Here is a 17557-nt window from a genome sequence, read left to right as displayed (position 1 = left end):
CCAGACCTCCTTGCGATTAACTTCATTATGTTCTAATCCTACCATACTATCGATAAATTAGTCACCCGAGGTATAGCTCTTTCATATGGCAAAATAACGAAAGTTAGCTCCACATGCATGAGCACACGAAACAATAAAACACTTTCGCCTCCTAGGAAACGAAAGTGTCAATTGACGAACAATGATATCGAATATAGCTATACGATCAAGCTCCGAGCTCTTCTTTGGCCGCATGGAGGGCTTGCTCCATATCCGCTATTAGATCATCAATATGCTCGATGCCAACGGAGAAACGAAGCAGACGCTCGTCAACCCCGACAGCTCTACGGATTTCTTCCGGGATATCCGCATGCGTCTGCATAGCCGGATACGTCATCAGCGATTCAACTCCGCCAAGGCTCTCCGCGAATGCAATGAGCTTGATATTGCGAAGAATGGGTTCAACATAGCGAGCATCCTTAAGACGGAAAGAGAAGATCCCCGTATTGCCGGATGATTGACGATTCTGCACATCATGACCTGGATGATGCTGAAGCGCCGGATAATAAACCTCTTCAATTGCCTCATGCTGAAGCAAATACTCGGCAAGTTTAGTCGCATTGAACTGATGGCGCTCCATACGAAGTGCGAGTGTCTTCATCCCTCTCATCAACAACCAGGAGTCCTGAGGTCCCAGTACCGCCCCTATGGAGTTATGTAGAATCGCCATTTCCTTGGAGAGCTCCTCACCTTTGGTGACGATCAGACCGGCAAGCACATCGTTATGTCCACCCAAATATTTGGTTGCGCTATGGACGACAATGTCTGCGCCTAGCTCGATTGGGCGCTGCAGATATGGCGTAAGCAATGTATTGTCCACGATCGTGAGCAATCCTTTGGACTTCGCCCAGCTGCATACACGTTCTAGATCGGTAATCATCATCAATGGATTCGTCGGCGTCTCGATCAAGACAGCTTTGGTATTGTCTTGCAGGAACGTGGACATTGCGTCGACGTCGTTGGTATCCACGTAGGACGCAGTAACGCCGAATCGTTTCATGATTCTTTCGAGCAGACGGTACGTGCCCCCGTACAGGTCAAGAGATACGATAAGATGATCGCCTTGGCTGAAATATGCAAAGATGGTTTGCAGCGCTGCCATACCGGAGCTACATGCGAATCCAGCATCACCAGACTCGAGCTGGGCCGCCGCTTCCTCCAGCACCGCCCTAGTCGGGCTCTTGGTACGCGCGTAGTCGAAGCCCGTGCTTTGTCCAAGCTGTGGATGACGGAATGCTGTTGATTGATAAACAGGGAAGCTGACCGCTCCTGTAACTGGTTCCTTAATGGAGCCGATTTGCGCCAAATGACTTTCGATTTTCATCTCTTCGAAGCAACTCCTTATCGTAATTTAGATGCCAGCCCCAAGGTCATAAGGGGTTTGTTGATACACATAATAGTTCAACCAATTGGAGAACAACAGATTCGCATGCGCCCGCCAAGTCGACAGCGGATTCCGATCTGGGTTATCACCCGGGAAATAATTTCGAGGCAATTCGACATCCATCCCTTTTGCAATATCACGATCATATTCGTATTTCAATGAATTCGGATCGTATTCGGAATGTCCGGTAACAAAAATTTGTTTGCCATCGCGCGATGCCACAATGTAGATGCCCGACTCCTCGGATTCGGATAAAATATCTAGGTTTTCGATTCCTTCGAAGTCCTCGCGGCGCACTTCAGTGTGACGGGATTGAGGCACGAAGAACAGCTCATCGAAACCACGCAGCAGCGGCACATTGCGATGCTCTATTGTATGCGGGAAAACGCCGAACATTTTGGAGTCAAGATTGTATTTGGGAACCCCGAAGTGGTGATACAAGCCTGCTTGGGAGGCCCAACAAATATGGAATGTCGAAGTGACATGTCGCTTCGTCCAATTCATGATCTCTTGAAGCTCTTCCCAATAATTCACTTCTTCGAACGGAAGATGCTCCACTGGCGCTCCAGTTATGATCATTCCGTCAAAATACAGATGCGCAATTTCGTCAAATGTTTTATAGAAGGACTCCAAATGCTCAGACGATGTATTCTTGGATGTATGTGTTCGCGGATGGAGCAGTACCACCTCCACTTGCAGCGGTGTATTACCTATTAAACGAAGCAATTGCGTCTCCGTTGTTTCTTTAGTCGGCATGAGGTTAAGAATCGCAATCCTAAGTGGACGTATATCCTGGTGGTATGCCACACTCTCATCCATGACAAAAATATTCTCGTTGTTCAGTATTTCCTTGGCTGGCAAATTGTCCGGCACCTTGATTGGCATCGTTATTCCTCCTTGAAGTTCGAGCAATAAAAAAAAGACCCCTTCTGCGTGAGAAAAGGGGTCGTCTGCTCGGAAAAGAAGCCGTCCACCTCTCTCATCTCTCAGAAACTGTAACGTCTCCGCAAGAATTAGCACCGTGCGCTATACGCGCCGGTTGCCGGGCTTCATCGGGCTAGTCCCTCCGCCTGCTCTTGATAAGAAAGTAGTCTATTCAATTTTGCTCTTCTTAATTAATTTACACTTTAATGCATTCCGTTATTCCCGTCAAGAACCTCTTTTGCATAGTATACATTCCAGTATGTTTTCCTACGCTCAGAAACGTATATTTAGCCTTGTATGTTCGCTCGCGGCAAGAGTATACTAGACAAGGATTGGACAAATATTCGACAAAATAAAGGAGTGTATGGGAATTATGGAAGGCGACAGACCCGAGCCCGACCCGAATTCCGGCAAGGATGGCAGTTGGAAGCCCCAAAGCGTAGCAATGCCCTTTCATCATCCCATACGCTCCGTATTCGATACAGAAGAATCACGGAAAGTAAGGCATTACGAAAAGAGCTTCTGCTAACACATGGGCGCCAGCCCGTCTCCTGCAACACGAGAGGAGAACAGACAATGAAGATCAGACATGTAAAGAACGGCATCTTCACCACGATCGACAATATTGAAGACTCCCTGATTGCACCTGCAGAAGGTTTTTTCTGGATCGACGCGGATGTAGAGGATCTTACTGTATTACAGCCTTTGTTCGGCATGCATGACTTGGCCGTGGAGGACTGTTTGCAGGAAGAAGAGCAGCGTCCCAAAATCGAAATTTACGAATCTCATTATTTTATCGTCATTAACAGTATTCGTTTCGACGACGAAGAAATTTTCTTGCGCGCGCTTAACATCTTCCTTGGACGACATTATATTATTACAGTCACTAAACAAAAAATCAACGAACTCCGTACGCTTAAACCGATTCTATGGGAACAGGAAGTGTGTCGGCCTGATCAATTCTTGTACCATCTTGTCGACTTGGTCGTTGACAACTACTTCTCCGTAGGCGATCGGATCGATACCCGAATCGAGACGCTCGAAGAAGACATCCTGATGCATACCAAGAAGTCGCATCTGAATGAGATTATCGGCCTTCGCGGCGAAATCTTATGGGTCAAGAAGGTGCTCGGACCGCAGCGCGAGGTCATCTTCACGCTTAACAAGAAGGAACTGAAGCTGATTGACGACCAGCTGCAAAAGTACTTTAGCGACGTTTACGAGAACGCGATCAAAATTACTGAGTCGTTCGAAACATACCGGGATCTCATGGGCAACTTACGCGAGGCGTACCAGTCCAGCCTATCCAGCCGTGCGAACGAAATTATGCGCGTGTTCACCGCGATTACAACAATCTTCATGCCTCTTACCTTCATGACCGGCATCTACGGAATGAATTTTGACACTATTCCAGGTATTCATTATCGATATGGAGCATATGTGCTGCTTGGGATCATGCTTTTGCTCGGCTGCAGTATGTATTATATATTCCGCAAAAAAGAATGGCTCTAGCAGGTTCACTGCCAGAGCTCTTTTCCTTTCCTTTTTGCTCTAGTCCGTGTAAGTAAGCTATAATAATATCGTATGCCCAGTGATATTCGGCATTGTCGAAAGGGGGAATCAACTGGACATGAACATGAGTCAACTCGAAACGTTGCTTACTATATCCAAGACGATGAGTTTCCGCAAAGCGGGGGAGCTTCTTAATTTGACGCAACCGGCGGTTTCTGCTCAAATTAAAAGCCTGGAAGATGAATTTAAAACGGTATTGATCGACAGAAACCAGCCTGTGACGCTTACGGATCACGGTCAAGTATTCCTGGATCATGCTGAGCGCATACTTGCGATTGTTGAGGAGTTAAAGCAAAAGCTTGACGACCTTAATCAGACGCCGCAAGGTCACATTACGCTAGGAACGACCTCGTCCATTGCCATACAAATATTACCTCGCGTCCTTTCTTATTTTCAAAACCAGTACCCTCAAATCAAAACAACGATACACTCCATGCCTTCCTCACAGGTCATGGCAAGCGTAGAGAACGGTTCCGTTGACGTAGGGATCACCTACCTAACAGAAAGAAGTCCTAATATATCCTCTTCCGTCCTGTATTATGACACCTTTGAGCTAGTCGTATCGCCGGATCATCCAATGAGCGGACTAACGCATACGACTGTGGACAAACTTAGAGATATACCTATGATTATGCTTGCACCGGATACGCTTGGCCGCAGATTCGTCGATGCGATCTTCCGGAAATACAATTTCCAGCCCAACATCGTCATGGAGCTTTCCAGCAGCGAGGAAGTCAAACGTATGGTAGAAATCGATCTGGGCGCCGCAATCGTGTCCAAGCTCTCGATCCCGTCGGAGCTCAAACACGGCACACTGAAAATTATTAAAGTCCATGAACTTGAGACGACCCACCCCGTTGGTGTAGTCTACAAATCCGGCAAATATTTGAATACGGCGATGCAGCAATTTCTAAGCGACCTCAAGGGAATGCCGGAACATCAATTTATTAGCAGCGAGTAGGAGGAATTGTGATGAAATTCGATCTACATACCCATCATGTTCGGTGCGGGCACGCGGACGGCGATATCGAGTCTTATATTCTTGCCGGCATTGATGCTGGCTTACAAGTCATTGGCATCTCGGATCACTCCCCATACTTCTATCACGAGGATGATCAGCCCTCGCCCGGTATTGCCATGGCTAGAAGCGACTTCGCCAATTACGTCGATGAAGTTCTCCGGCTTAAAGCAAAGTACGAAGGGCGGATCGAAGTGTTGCTCGGCGTAGAGTCAGACTTTTTCCCGGAATACGCCGAAGATTACCGCAGAGCCTATGAAGGGATCCCCTTCGATTACTTGATCGGTTCGGTCCATCAGGTTGGCGGAGTCAGCATCTTTAACCGTAATCGTTGGAAAAATCTCCATGAATCCAAACATCCAGACGAGAAACGCAGCTACTATGACCTCATCGCACAATCGGCAAGAAGCGGTATGTTCGATATACTTGGTCATATCGATGCGATGAAAGGTTATTATCCGGCGTTCTCCAACATTCCAGCACATGCGGAAATCGATCATTGCCTTCAGACCATTGCGCAATGCGGCGTATCCATCGAGATCAATACATCAGGCAGTACTAAGGATGTTGGTGGCTGGTATCCATCAGATGAAATTCTGGAACGTGCGTTATTTCATGGCGTACAGGTCACTTTCGGTTCTGATGCCCATGTGCCTAGCAGGGTCGGAGATGAGTGGGAGCTTGTCGCGAAGCGACTGAAGGAGATCGGATTTAGTCAGTGGGTCTTTTATCGTAAACGGCAACCTATTGTTGTGCCGTTATAACATTAATCATGGTGCCGGCTGCGTGGATTACATCCACATCGCAGTCGGCTTTTTCACGCAAAAAAAAGCGGACCCGCCAGCGGCAGGTCCAAAGGGTATATGAAAAGGGGGTCTTGCATTTATAATACCCGTGACATGTAAAAGGCGTGTCACAGTAACATTTCAATTGTGTAACAAATTTCGGTTGTAAGCGTGGCAAATGACGGCACTTACTTTTTGTTTGTATATATGCTACAATTATAACTATTAGAAACGGGGTGATTTCGTTGGATTATTCGACAATGTGCCCAAGATATGAAGCAGCGGCGGATTTGTTAGGCAAGAAGTGGACAGGGAGAATTATTCGCGTATTGCTCGGCGGGCCTAAGCGGTTCAAGGACATGAAGGAACAGATTCCAGAGATGAGCGACAAAATGCTGACCGACAGGATGAAGGAACTTGAAACTCTTGGTATCGTTAACCGCCACGTCTACCCAGAGATGCCGGTACGGATTGAATACGAGCTCACTGCCAAAGGACGTGACCTCCAGCCCGTCATCGAATCGATACAGGCATGGGGCGAGCAGTGGATGTAACCCTAATTTTCCACAATGTTTATCTAATAACCTAAAATGATACACAAGAAGAGAGATCCTTCAGCCAGTGTTTAGCGGCTGAAGGATCTCCTTCTTTGTTTCGGGTATATCTTGAACCCGTTTGTCGAATCAGCTGATCTGCAGTAATAAATCATTGCTTAATTGTCCGCAGGTTTGGGTTCAAACAATCGCCCATTCTTCGTTTCCTCGATCATTTCCTCCAGCCACTCTCTCTCCGCCAGGCTGAACTTCTGAATGCCCCGGAGTAAATGGACTGATCCACGCGGCAATAATCCATCCTTCAGCTTCTGTACGGACTCCATAAGCGCAAGACGTTCGTTGCAAGCCGCCAATTGGCTTTCTAGAGCTCGCAATGTAAGGTCGTGATCTGCGTGGCGAATAAACGGCATCGCCTGCAGCAAGGGATGCTGAGGAAAGGCTCTGCCGCCAAGCTGCTTGTGAAGCAGCTGGAGCAAAGCTTCTTTCCCTTTGGCGGTAATACGATAGATGGTTTTGTCAGGGCGATGATGACCGTGAACCTGTACAACTTCCGCTGCCTCGATCAAACCTTCGTCTCGCAGCTGATCAACCGCATAATACAAGGAGCCGTCACGTACGTTAAAGGTAACATGCCAATTCCGCGCCTTGATCGTTTGACGAATGTCATAAGGGTGACGATCTTGTTCCATCATCAAACCTAATACAAGAAGTTTCACCGACATCGATTTATCCTCTTCGGAGCGATGGCTCAGCTCCACGTCCTCCGCTTTCTTGTCCCGGCGCAGCATTGGATGTACGTCTCTCCGTCCTCGCGCTGCCCATCAGTATAGCGAATACGATCGCTATGATCGGCAGGAAGATGGACCATTGAAACACTTGGACAATCGAATCCGCAAGTTTACCCAGCAGGGATGTAACCATCTCCTGACTAAGTCCCATCTGTTGCTGCATGACAGGATCGAGGAGCGCTTGACCACCTTTAATTTGTTCTGCAAACTCAGGATTCAGATTAGGCACTTCTTGCAGACCGGATTGGAAATTTGATTTCTGAATAACTCCGAACACTGTAATACCAAGCGCGGAACCAATTGTCCGGAAGAAGGTAATCAAGGAAGTAGCAGAACCTTTGGATTGCGGCGGTACCGCGCTCAGTGCCGAGATATTAAGCAGCGAGAACGACACTCCCATTCCTAGACCAACAACGATCATATAGAGTGTGATGATCCCCCTGCTCGTTCCCATGTCGAGACCATATCCGAGCAGCAACGTGCCTGTAAGCAATGTTAGCCCTGAGATGACCATGACATTGCGGAATTTGAACTTGTCAGCCACACGTCCGCCGATTTGGCTGCTGACAACGACGGCAAGCATCATCGGGATCAACACCGTGCTCGTTTCTGTAGCCGTCTTGTTAAAGACACCTTGAATGAATATCGGAATGTATGTTGCGCCGGCAATCATAACAGCACCATACAACAAGCTGATCATCATACTGCTAGTGAACACTTGTCTGCCGAACAAGCTCAGATTAACGATTGGATCCTTAACTTTTGTCTCCGTAAACAAGAAACCTGCCATCAAGACAACAGCCCCGGCGAACAACCCGATTGTCTGAGCAGAATTCCAAGCCCAGCCATCTGTACCGCCAAGCTCCAGACCGAACATCAATAGCAGAATCGATGCAGTCAGAAGAATGGCTCCCGCCCAGTCGATATGTTGTTTTTTGGTCGACTTCGATTCGTGGTATGCCTTCATGATAAAGATAAATGAGAGCAAGCCGATCGGTACGTTGATGTAGAAAATCCAGCGCCAGCTGAAATTATCCGTTATCGCACCGCCCATAACAGGACCGAACACGCTCGATATACCGAATACGGCGCCGAACAAGCCCATCATTTTGCCGCGTTTCTCTGCTGGGAACATATCGAATATAATGGCGAATACGATCGGCATGACAGCGCCGCCGCCGATGCCTTGGATTGCGCGATAAATAATAAGTTGTTCCATGTTCATCGCCGTTCCGCATAAGATGGAGCCTATTACGAACAAGCCGAGCCCCAACAAAAAGAATCTACGGCGTCCGTACATATCGGACAACTTGCCGAAGATCGGCGTAGCTACGACCATCGCAATCATATAAGCCGAATACACCCAGATAAAATATTCAAAGCCGCCCAATTGCTTTATAATTGTCGCCATCGCAGTCGAGACAATCGTTTGATCCAGCGAAGCCATGAACAAACCTAACATTAACCCCGCCACGACCAACTTCGTATTACTTTTGCCTGCGTCCATTTCCTCACCTATCTTTCTTCTTTCTATTCGTTCAGTTATTGATCCATTAATTATTATACTCAAATTTGAGTATTAATCAACTCAAATTTGAGTAACAATCCTGTAAAGACAGTCAACGATTGACATTGAGCAAACATTTCATTATGATAAAATCATAAGTTGTGATAATAATTATCAATATCAAATAAATGGTGGCACAAAAAAACCTCGTTGCGGTTGATTCATCGCAATCGAGGTTTTGAAAGCCGGCTGCTCTCACGCCAACATGAGAGAGCAGCCTCGGCCAATATGAAGAATGAATTATATGCCCAACCATTTCTTGAACAGGTGAGTCGTTGTATCTTTGTTCATCGCTGCGATGGACGTCGTCAGTGGAATACCCTTCGGACATGAACGAACACAGTTCTGCGAGTTGCCGCAGCCTTCGATACCGCCATCCGTCATAAGTGCATCGAGACGTTCATGACGATTCATCTCGCCCGTCGGATGCGCGTTAAACAGACGAACCTGCGAGATCGCAGCTGGACCGATAAAGCTGTTGCGATCGTTGACGTTCGGGCAAGACTCCAAGCAAACGCCGCAAGTCATGCACTTAGACAGCTCGTACGCCCATTGACGTTTGGATTCCGCCATACGCGGACCAGGACCGAGATCGTAAGTACCGTCAATCGGAATCCATGCTTTAACCTTCTTCAAGGCGTTGAACATCCGCTCGCGGTTGATGACTAGGTCACGTACTACAGGGAATGTTCGCATCGGCTCCAGGCGGATCGGCTGCTCAAGCTGATCCACGAGCGCGCTGCACGCTTGGCGTGGCTTGCCGTTGATGACCATGGAGCAGGCGCCGCACACTTCCTCAAGACAGTTCGACTCCCAACAAACCGGGGACGTCTTGGAACCGCTGGCAGTCGTCGGATTACGCTGGATTTCCATTAATCCGCTGATTACGTTCATATTCGGGCGGTAAGGAAGCTCGAACTCTTCTGTATACGGCTTGGATTCTGGCGTATCCTGACGGGAAATGATAAACTTCACGGTTTTGGAGGCAGTTGTCGTTTGAGCCATCAGTTATTCTCCTTTCTACTTATCAGTCTTTTTTCTTGTCAGTCGAATAGTCGCGTTTACGCGGAGTAATCAAGCTTACATCAATTTCCTCATAGGAAATCTTAGGACCATCTGGCGTCCAATCTGCGATCGTCGATTTCATGAACTGATCGTCGTCACGTTCTGGGAAGTCCGGCTTGTAGTGAGCGCCACGGCTTTCGTCACGCATAAGCGCGCCCAGCGTCATCGCTTCGGAAAGTTCCAGCATGTTCCACAGTTGACGCGTAAATGCTACACCGGCGTTATTCCATTGAGCGGTATCGTTAATGTTGATGTTCTGATAGCGCTGCTTCAATTCTTTGATCTTGCCGATCGTCGCTTCCAGCTTATCGTTGAAGCGTACCACGGTCATGTTATTGGTCATCCATTCGCCAAGCTCTTTGTGAATGACATAAGCGTTCTCGGTGCCATTCATGCCAAGAATGCGGTTGTACTTAGCGGTATGAAGTTTCGTATCGCGTTCGAAGACAGACGAGGAGATATCCTCAGCCGATTTCTTCAAACCTTTAATGTATTCGACAGCCTTCGGACCAGCTACCATGCCGCCAAAGATTGCGGATAACAAGGAGTTCGCGCCGAGACGGTTCGCGCCGTGGAATTGATAATCGCATTCGCCTGCTGCGAATAGACCCGGGATGTTCGTCATTTGGTTATAGTCAACCCACATGCCGCCCATGGAGTAATGAACCGCAGGGAAAATCTTCATCGGGATTTTACGCGGGTCGTCGCCCATAAACTTCTCGTAAATTTCGATGATGCCGCCTAGTTTGACGTCGAGCTCCTTCGGATCCTTGTGAGAAAGGTCAAGATAGACCATGTTCTCGCCGTTGATGCCAAGCTTCTGGTCTACGCACACCGAGAAGATTTCGCGAGTTGCGATATCCCGCGGTACAAGGTTACCGTATGCCGGGTATTTGTCTTCGAGGAAGTACCACGGTTTGCCGTCTTTGTACGTCCAGATCCGTCCGCCTTCGCCACGTGCAGATTCGGACATGAGACGAAGCTTGTCGTCGCCCGGAATTGCAGTCGGGTGAATTTGGATGAACTCGCCGTTTGCGTATTTGACACCTTGTTGATACACAGCGCTTGCTGCCGTACCTGTGTTGATAACGGAATTTGTTGTCTTGCCGAAGATGATGCCAGGGCCGCCGGACGCCAGAATAACGGCGTCTGCACGTACTGTAACAACATCCATCGAACGGAGATCTTGGGCGGAAACACCGCGGCATACGCCGTCGTCGTCAAGCACAGCGCCAAGGAACTCAAAGTGTTCGAACTTGTTAACCAGTCCAGCAGCTTCCCAGCGACGTACTTGCTCGTCCAGGGCGTAAAGCAATTGTTGGCCTGTAGTTGCACCAGCAAATGCTGTACGGTGATATTGTGTACCGCCGAACCGACGGAAGTCTAACAAACCTTCGGATGTACGGCTGAACATAACGCCCATCCGGTCCATCAAGTGAATAATGCCAGGCGCAGCTTCGCACATGGCTTTAACAGGAGGCTGGTTCGCCAAGAAGTCGCCGCCATAAACCGTGTCATCGAAGTGCTCCCATGGAGAGTCGCCCTCACCTTTTGTATTAACTGCGCCGTTGATGCCGCCCTGTGCGCACACGGAGTGCGAACGCTTGACCGGCACGAGCGAGAACAGGTCTACATGTATACCCGCTTCAGCCGCTTTAATCGTTGCCATTAGACCGGCCAGGCCGCCGCCGACTACGATAATTTTATTTTTTGCCATTACGCTTCGCTCCTTGTCTTCGAAACTAACCGATATTGGTCCATGTCAGAGCAGCGTTAGCCGCTTCTTTGAACTCGTCACCCATGAACGCTACCAGCGAAAGAATGAACAGGGCGGACACAACTACGAACACGCCCATGCAGATGTATGAAGAAATACGTTGTGCCTTCTGGCCGACCGTAATCCCCCAGCTGATCAGGAACGCCCATAGACCGTTGCTGAAGTGGAATACCGCCGCGAGTACGCCAATAACGTACAGGACAAAATACGTCGGGCTTGTGGCAATTTGGTTCATTGTCGAACCCAGCTCTTCGTGCGTGATGTTGCCTAAGTACACTTGCATCCGCGTCTGGTACACATGCCAGAATACGAATATAAACGTAATAACGCCGGTCACGCGCTGTGCAGTGAACGCCCAGTTGCGACCATACTTGAATCTGCCCGTATTAGAGTTCGATTGGTAAGCTACATACAGTCCATAGATACCGTGGAACAACAACGGAAGATAAATCGCGAATATCTCAAGCAACGGCAACAGCGGCAAGCTGTTGATGAGGTGAACGCCCTTATCAAAGCCCTCCGGTCCCCGCTCAAATGCTTGATAATTCGTGAGTCCGTGCACAACAATGAACCCGCCTAGCGGAATGATCCCCAGAAGCGAGTGCAGCTTGCGCGAGAAATACGAATTTCCTTTCATGAATCCTTCTCCTTTCAAAACTGTAGGTACTGAAACCTTGCATAAACACACCATTCTACATTTTAACGCCAGCTAGTACCCCCGTCAACAAAAGTCGACACACATTTGCCATAGTTACATCCTACTCCTTTTCAGCTTATAATGGAATTGCATATTTCTTATAATTTCTTATAACAATAAGGTATAAGACACAATTCCTTAAAGGAGCACGCCTGTCATGTACGACGAAATCGATGTCTTCCGCGTCATTGTAGAACAATCCAGCATGAACAAGGCTTCACAGGTACTAAATTTGTCTCAGCCCGCCCTCTCTCGTAAGATTGCGAAGATGGAAGAGGAAATCGGCACGCAGCTGTTCCGTCGAGTAGGGAAGCGGCTCGAATTAACGAGAATTGGTCAGCTGACCTACGAATACGCGCTCGAGCTCCAGCAGCTTCATCGCGCTTATCTGCATAATGTATCCGAATTTACGGCGACCGGACGCACCTCTCTTACGATCGGCGCTAGTCTTACGACACTGCAGACAACATTACCCGATCTGATACAGCGACTCACTTCGACGCATCCAGAATTCGACATTAAAGCCGTCACCGGCAAGACGCATGAGATAGTCTCTTTTGTTCGCGAGCACAAGGTAGATATCGGCATCGTGGCTTCTCGAATTGATGATCCTGCGATTCGTTGCGTTTCGTTATTCGACGACCATCTCCTCCTTGTCTTGCCTCGCAATCATGTCATTACGGACACCAACGATCTTGGCATGGAGGATCTGAACGGCTTGCCCATGATTTTGTTCTCGAAAGGCACATGGTACCGTATATTAACGGATGAGCTGTTCGAATCGCACCGAATTTCTCCGGATGTGCGCATGGAGATCGACTCGTTCGAAGCCATTCTGCGGTTGCTCCACACTTGCCGTGCCGCAACTTTGCTTCCCAAATCATATATGCGTCAGCAATTGCTCGAGGACAATGATCTGATCGTAGTTCCGATTCGAGAGCTCGAGCAAGCCAAGAGAACGACTTCGCTCATACATATCGATCCTGCCCATCTTAGTCCGTCCGTAAGACTCAGCATCAATGAGATTGCTGCTGTATACGCACAACCCGCTTCCATATAGTTATTTCCATTTTCGCATCGATTAAATACAGCGTTACTCAACGCCCCGTTAGACAGAAATTCGCTCTGTCATTGGATATGTTGTCCAACAATATGATATGGTTATGAATGAATAATATCCTAATCTTACCAGAGGTGAAACATGATCGACATGATTAAACACAAGGAATGGAAACGATACTGGATTGCTGCGATTATCGGCGGTATTTTGTTCACGATACTGGAGATTGTCCCGCTTATCGGTTCAGTCAATGATCATCCTTACGGCGGCAAAGTCGTAAACAAGGAAGTTGTCCAAGAGAGGGCCATCCAGTTCGCCGAAGCAGAGACAGGTCTAGAAGTAAACGAAGCGAAGGTGGTTCATCAATCCGATAAGCTGTTTAGCGGCTACCTTTCGAAGGAAAAGCTGATCGAAAAATATGAACAACAATACGGTAATGTATTACCGACAGACACGTTCCAAGTTAACCTGCGTTTCGCGGACCGACAAGGATCAGGATTTGTTTATCTTGATATGTATACGGGTTCGATCGTAGCTTGGAATTTAAAAATAAATGACGCTACCGCACCAAGCGAACAAGAGCAGCACAAACTAATTCAGCGCTACCTCGACAATAAGCCACTTCCGGGAACTGCCCGCTCCGAGTTGTCACCTGACGGAAACGGTCAATGGAGTCTTACGGCGGACGGTGATGCTTCGGTAGTAGGAGAAGCCGATTTGTTGGTAACGTTTAAGGTGCAGTCCTTTGGAGGGGAGCCTGTCATTACCAAATACAAGCCGGTATTCGAAGCGCCTAGCGACTATAAGGCATATGTTAGCGAACAGGACAAAATGGCCGGCTGGCTCACAGGCATCGGGTATGTGCTGATGAGTGTCGTACTCGGCATCTTGGCTATCGTTTATTCTATTATTTACCGGAAATTCACTTCATTCAAATACGGTTGGCTGCTAACGGTTATCTTTACGATCGCGTACGTGATTATGAATGTCGGTGTGGTGGATGGACTAATCGCATCGCAGGGGGAAGCTCCATTCGACGACAATATCATTGTCGCAACTATGATTATTACAATACTGGTCAGCATCCCTATGGCTGCTTCCGTCTACTTGTCCATTGTGGCCGGTGATGGCTTATGGAAAGCGCAAGGCTACAAGAAATTATGGCCAAGAATAGGTCAAGCGGGATATGGCGATTATGTTTGGCGCAGTGTGGGCTTGTCTTATCTGTTCGCCATCATCTTGCTTGGCATTCAGCCTGTCTTATTTCTTTTGCTTGGGCAGCTCATCGGTACATGGGGCACAAGCGATGTAACGATGTCACCTTACAACTTTAGTGTGCTGTGGCTAATGCCGGTGCTTGCGTGGGCCGCTGCCATCTCTGAGGAAGCCGTGTTCCGCTTCTTCGGCATCGGTTTGTTCCGCAAGTGGTTCCGCCATACGTTTGCTGCCGCCATTCTGCCGACACTGTTCTGGTCGCTGGGACATGTGATGTATCCCTTCTATCCGGCAACGACACGATTGTTTGAGCTCATGATCGTCGGCTTGCTGTTCAGCTTCATCTTTGTCAGGTACGGTTTTATTACAGCTATGTTCACCCATGCGATCTTCAACAGCATCGCTGTCGGAAGCTCCCTCATTCTGGTAGGAGGAGCGGATAATATAGCATCTGCCATTTTCTTTATCGCACTTCCGGTCTTAATCGCTTATGTACTCAGATGGTGGGATCGACGCAAAAAAAGGATGAATCCGCCGACTATGTCGACGATTCATCCTGATCCTGTAGAGCAGCAATAATTTCACCGGCAAGCTTGTCGCCAATCGAGAGAGGCCTGAAGTCTTCGACGGAGGCCTCTTTTATTTTTTTGAGCGAGCCAAAATGTTTGAGCAGCTGCTTGCGGCGTTTCTCGCCTATTCCCGGAATAGAGTCCAGCCTTGACTCGACCATGGACTTGGCGCGCTGCTCGCGGTGGAACGTAATGGCGAAACGATGAACCTCGTCTTGTATCCGCTGCAGGAGATAAAATTCCTGACTGTCTCGCGGAAGCGGCACAATTTCTGGTGGATCGCCGGACATCAGCTGCGCCGTCTTATGTTTGGCGTCCTTGACCAGACCGCAAACGGGGATATAGAGCCCTAGCTCGTTCTCCAGGATGTCAATGGCAGCCGATATTTGACCCTTGCCCCCGTCCACGACAATAAGATCAGGTTTCACGAGTCCTTCCTTAAGCACACGTTCGTATCTGCGGCGAATAACTTCACGCATCGTCTCGTAATCATCCGCGCCAACAACCGTCTTGACCTTGTATTTGCGATATTCTTTGCGGTCAGGTTTGCCATCTGTAAAGACAACCATCGCGGAAACCGGATTCGTGCCCTGGATATTGGAGTTATCGAATGCTTCGATCCGAGTAATCTCTTCTAATCCTAGCCAGCCACCCAGCGACTTTGATGCCTTCACGCTTCGTTCCTCGTCACGCTCGATAAGTCGAAACTTCTCATCCAGGCTATTACGGGCGTTGTCATACGCCATGCCGACAACTTCGCTTTTTTTGCCGCGCTGCGGCATTAACACCTTAACCTTCAGCCAGCTGCTAAGTGAAGAAATAACAAGCTCCTCTGCTTCCTTATCACCTTCAGTCGGCAATGGCAGCAGAATCTGTTTCGGCAAGGCGGGATTGTCGCTGTAATATTGCGTGACAAACGTCATGAAGTCATCGTACTCTTCGCCGTAATAAGGAAATGAAGTGCCGTGGCGCTCGATCAGCTTGCCTTTGCGCATATACAGGATTTGAACAGCCATCCAACCCTTATCCACGGCGTAACCGAAGATATCGCGATCCATCGCATCGGACATCGTGATCTTCTGTTTCTCCATCACTGCGTCGATCGCGATAAGCTGGTCCCTATATTCCTTCGCCCGCTCGAATTCCAGCGCTTCGGCAGCCTCCTCCATCTTACGCTGCAGCTCATCTTTTACAGCATCTTGACCGCCATTTAGGAACCGTGTAATCTCGCCGATCATCGTTTCGTATGTTTGCTTTTCGATCTCGTATTCGCATGGTGCGATACATTGCCCAAGATGATAATACAGGCAAACCTTATCCGGCAGCGTCTTACACTTCCGTAGCGGATATAACCGGTCCAGCAGCTTCTTCGTCTGCTGAGCCGCGTACGCATTCGGATACGGGCCAAAATATTTGCCTTTATCCTTCACGATCCTCCGCGTTACCTCAAGCTTCGGATGCGCTTCGTTCGTGATCTTGATATAAGGAAATGTCTTATCGTCCTTAAGCAGAACATTGTACCGGGGATGATGTTGTTTGATCAGGTTGCACTCCAGAATGAGCGCCTCCATATTGCTCCCGGTAATAATAAATTCGAAATCATATATTTCAGCTACAAGCCTCTGGGTTTTCCCATTGTGGCTTCCGATAAAATAAGATCTTACGCGATTCTTCAGCACTTTGGCTTTGCCGACGTATATAATGACACCGTCTCTGTTCTTCATCAAATAACAGCCGGGCTTGTCAGGCAGCAGCGCGAGCTTGTTGCGAATCGCATCCATGACCGCCGCCGGCCGGGCTACTTGCTCGTCCCCGGACTTCTCCATGCTTGTTTCCCCCTCCCGATTCGCAGACCGAACACTTGTACACATTTTAGCATATTTCATGCTGTAATTGCCTTAGAAATGTCGCCAGATGTTCTTTACAATTGTTTGGCATTTTGGGTATACTATTATCAGCATGGAGTCGTAAGGTGTCCTTAAGACTTGACCGGCAAGCTTTGAAGGAGGAAATGACCGATGGAGAATGTCAGAGATCCGCGCGAGCACATTAACGAAGAGCCGCGTGACGATTTGATGGATGTTGTACTCGGATTCGGCGGTATGCTTGGTTTCATGACCATTGTATTCGCAGTTGCCGTAATCGTGAAATTCGTCATTTCCTAATTCGCGAAATGATCGCATTAGAGCCGCACCGCCGAGAGGCTGGTGCGGCTCTTATCGTTGTGTGCCCGCTTCACCTGCATGAATGCAGGCATTATAAAGTAAAGTGTTGGCTACTGAACAGCTCTTAACGTTTCCCCGCCCTTGGCGACTTTCCCTTTCGCCTTAGCTCCGGTTAGCGAGTTGTCTTGCCCTGCCGATTCCGTATTCGACCCTTTGGAGACCGGAGTGTCATAACGTTTCCGTTCCGTACGATCGATCTGGACGATTCTCCCATCGTGGACCGTAATGACGACCTGGCCATATTCCAGCCCGCTCACCTGTTCCAGAATTCTTTCTTGCCACAACTCATCCACTTCAAGCGGTTTTGCCATTACAATC

The 17557-nt window shown here is 48.4% G+C and carries 16 protein-coding genes and 1 riboswitch; of the genes, 7 read left to right on the top strand and 9 right to left on the bottom strand.

Annotated elements, in window-relative coordinates; translation table 11 throughout:
• Positions 1-205: 205 nt before the first annotated feature.
• A complete protein-coding gene (locus ACX1C1_RS14765; protein ID WP_458952945.1) occupies positions 206-1363 on the bottom strand; it encodes an aminotransferase class I/II-fold pyridoxal phosphate-dependent enzyme in 1158 nt (385 codons plus the stop codon).
• 27 nt (positions 1364-1390) lie between these two features.
• Positions 1391-2308: a homoserine O-acetyltransferase MetA gene (gene metA, locus ACX1C1_RS14760; protein ID WP_458952944.1), complete on the bottom strand. Its 918-nt coding sequence runs from the start codon at positions 2306-2308 to the stop codon at positions 1391-1393.
• Positions 2309-2399: 91 nt separating this feature from the next.
• Positions 2400-2509, bottom strand: a riboswitch (SAM riboswitch).
• Between the two features lie 414 nt (positions 2510-2923).
• On the opposite strand from metA, the gene corA reads away from it, so the two are divergent.
• The 4 genes from corA (at position 2924) to ACX1C1_RS14740 (ending at position 6276) form a co-directional block, all read left to right on the top strand.
• Complete coding sequence (gene corA / locus ACX1C1_RS14755) at positions 2924-3859, top strand: magnesium/cobalt transporter CorA (protein ID WP_458952943.1); 936 nt, start codon at positions 2924-2926, stop codon at positions 3857-3859.
• A gap of 118 nt (positions 3860-3977) precedes the next feature.
• Positions 3978-4880, top strand: coding sequence for a LysR family transcriptional regulator (locus ACX1C1_RS14750; protein ID WP_458952942.1), 903 nt, complete (start codon positions 3978-3980; stop codon positions 4878-4880).
• Positions 4881-4891: 11 nt separating this feature from the next.
• Positions 4892-5701, top strand: a complete 810-nt coding sequence (locus tag ACX1C1_RS14745; RefSeq protein WP_458952941.1) for a histidinol-phosphatase — start codon at positions 4892-4894, stop codon at positions 5699-5701.
• 266 nt (positions 5702-5967) lie between these two features.
• Positions 5968-6276 (top strand): winged helix-turn-helix transcriptional regulator, encoded by a 309-nt coding sequence (locus ACX1C1_RS14740; RefSeq protein ID WP_087572396.1) that lies wholly within the window; start codon positions 5968-5970, stop codon positions 6274-6276.
• Between the two features lie 158 nt (positions 6277-6434).
• Here ACX1C1_RS14740 and ACX1C1_RS14735 read toward each other — a convergent pair whose 3' ends face one another.
• The 5 genes from ACX1C1_RS14735 to ACX1C1_RS14715 all read right to left on the bottom strand — a co-directional run bounded on the left by ACX1C1_RS14735 (position 6435) and on the right by ACX1C1_RS14715 (position 12110).
• A complete protein-coding gene (locus ACX1C1_RS14735; protein ID WP_458952940.1) occupies positions 6435-6998 on the bottom strand; it encodes a PadR family transcriptional regulator in 564 nt (187 codons plus the stop codon).
• Positions 6999-7002: 4 nt separating this feature from the next.
• Positions 7003-8571 carry an MDR family MFS transporter gene (locus ACX1C1_RS14730; protein WP_458952939.1) on the bottom strand — a complete coding sequence of 523 codons (1569 nt, stop codon included), beginning with the start codon at positions 8569-8571 and terminating at the stop codon, positions 7003-7005.
• A gap of 300 nt (positions 8572-8871) precedes the next feature.
• Positions 8872-9636 (bottom strand): succinate dehydrogenase iron-sulfur subunit, encoded by a 765-nt coding sequence (sdhB, locus tag ACX1C1_RS14725; protein ID WP_458952938.1) that lies wholly within the window; start codon positions 9634-9636, stop codon positions 8872-8874.
• Positions 9637-9658: 22 nt separating this feature from the next.
• Positions 9659-11413, bottom strand: coding sequence for a succinate dehydrogenase flavoprotein subunit (gene sdhA / locus ACX1C1_RS14720; protein WP_458952937.1), 1755 nt, complete (start codon positions 11411-11413; stop codon positions 9659-9661).
• Between the two features lie 25 nt (positions 11414-11438).
• Positions 11439-12110 carry a succinate dehydrogenase cytochrome b558 subunit gene (locus ACX1C1_RS14715; RefSeq protein WP_458952936.1) on the bottom strand — a complete coding sequence of 224 codons (672 nt, stop codon included), beginning with the start codon at positions 12108-12110 and terminating at the stop codon, positions 11439-11441.
• Positions 12111-12327: 217 nt separating this feature from the next.
• Between ACX1C1_RS14715 and ACX1C1_RS14710 the strand changes: the two genes are divergently transcribed.
• Positions 12328-13230: a LysR family transcriptional regulator gene (locus ACX1C1_RS14710; protein ID WP_458952935.1), complete on the top strand. Its 903-nt coding sequence runs from the start codon at positions 12328-12330 to the stop codon at positions 13228-13230.
• Between the two features lie 141 nt (positions 13231-13371).
• Positions 13372-15024, top strand: a complete 1653-nt coding sequence (locus ACX1C1_RS14705) for a CPBP family intramembrane glutamic endopeptidase (protein ID WP_458952934.1) — start codon at positions 13372-13374, stop codon at positions 15022-15024.
• Here ACX1C1_RS14705 and uvrC read toward each other — a convergent pair.
• On the bottom strand, positions 14984-16795 hold the full coding sequence (gene uvrC, locus ACX1C1_RS14700; RefSeq protein WP_458957689.1) for an excinuclease ABC subunit UvrC: 1812 nt from the start codon (positions 16793-16795) through the stop codon (positions 14984-14986). The two genes, ACX1C1_RS14705 and uvrC, sit on opposite strands and share 41 nt — an antisense overlap.
• 237 nt (positions 16796-17032) lie before the next feature.
• Here uvrC and ACX1C1_RS14695 point away from each other — a divergent pair, with 237 nt between their 5' ends.
• On the top strand, positions 17033-17179 hold the full coding sequence (locus tag ACX1C1_RS14695) for a YqzM family protein (protein WP_458952933.1): 147 nt from the start codon (positions 17033-17035) through the stop codon (positions 17177-17179).
• A 110-nt stretch (positions 17180-17289) separates the two neighbouring features.
• On the opposite strand, the gene ACX1C1_RS14690 is transcribed toward ACX1C1_RS14695, so the two are convergent.
• A complete protein-coding gene (locus ACX1C1_RS14690; RefSeq protein WP_458952932.1) occupies positions 17290-17550 on the bottom strand; it encodes a YezD family protein in 261 nt (86 codons plus the stop codon).
• Positions 17551-17557 lie beyond the last annotated feature (7 nt).

The sequence above is a fragment of the Paenibacillus sp. strain BS8-2 genome, assembly GCF_054483835.1.
This window is presented reverse-complemented; position numbering and strand designations above follow the sequence as displayed.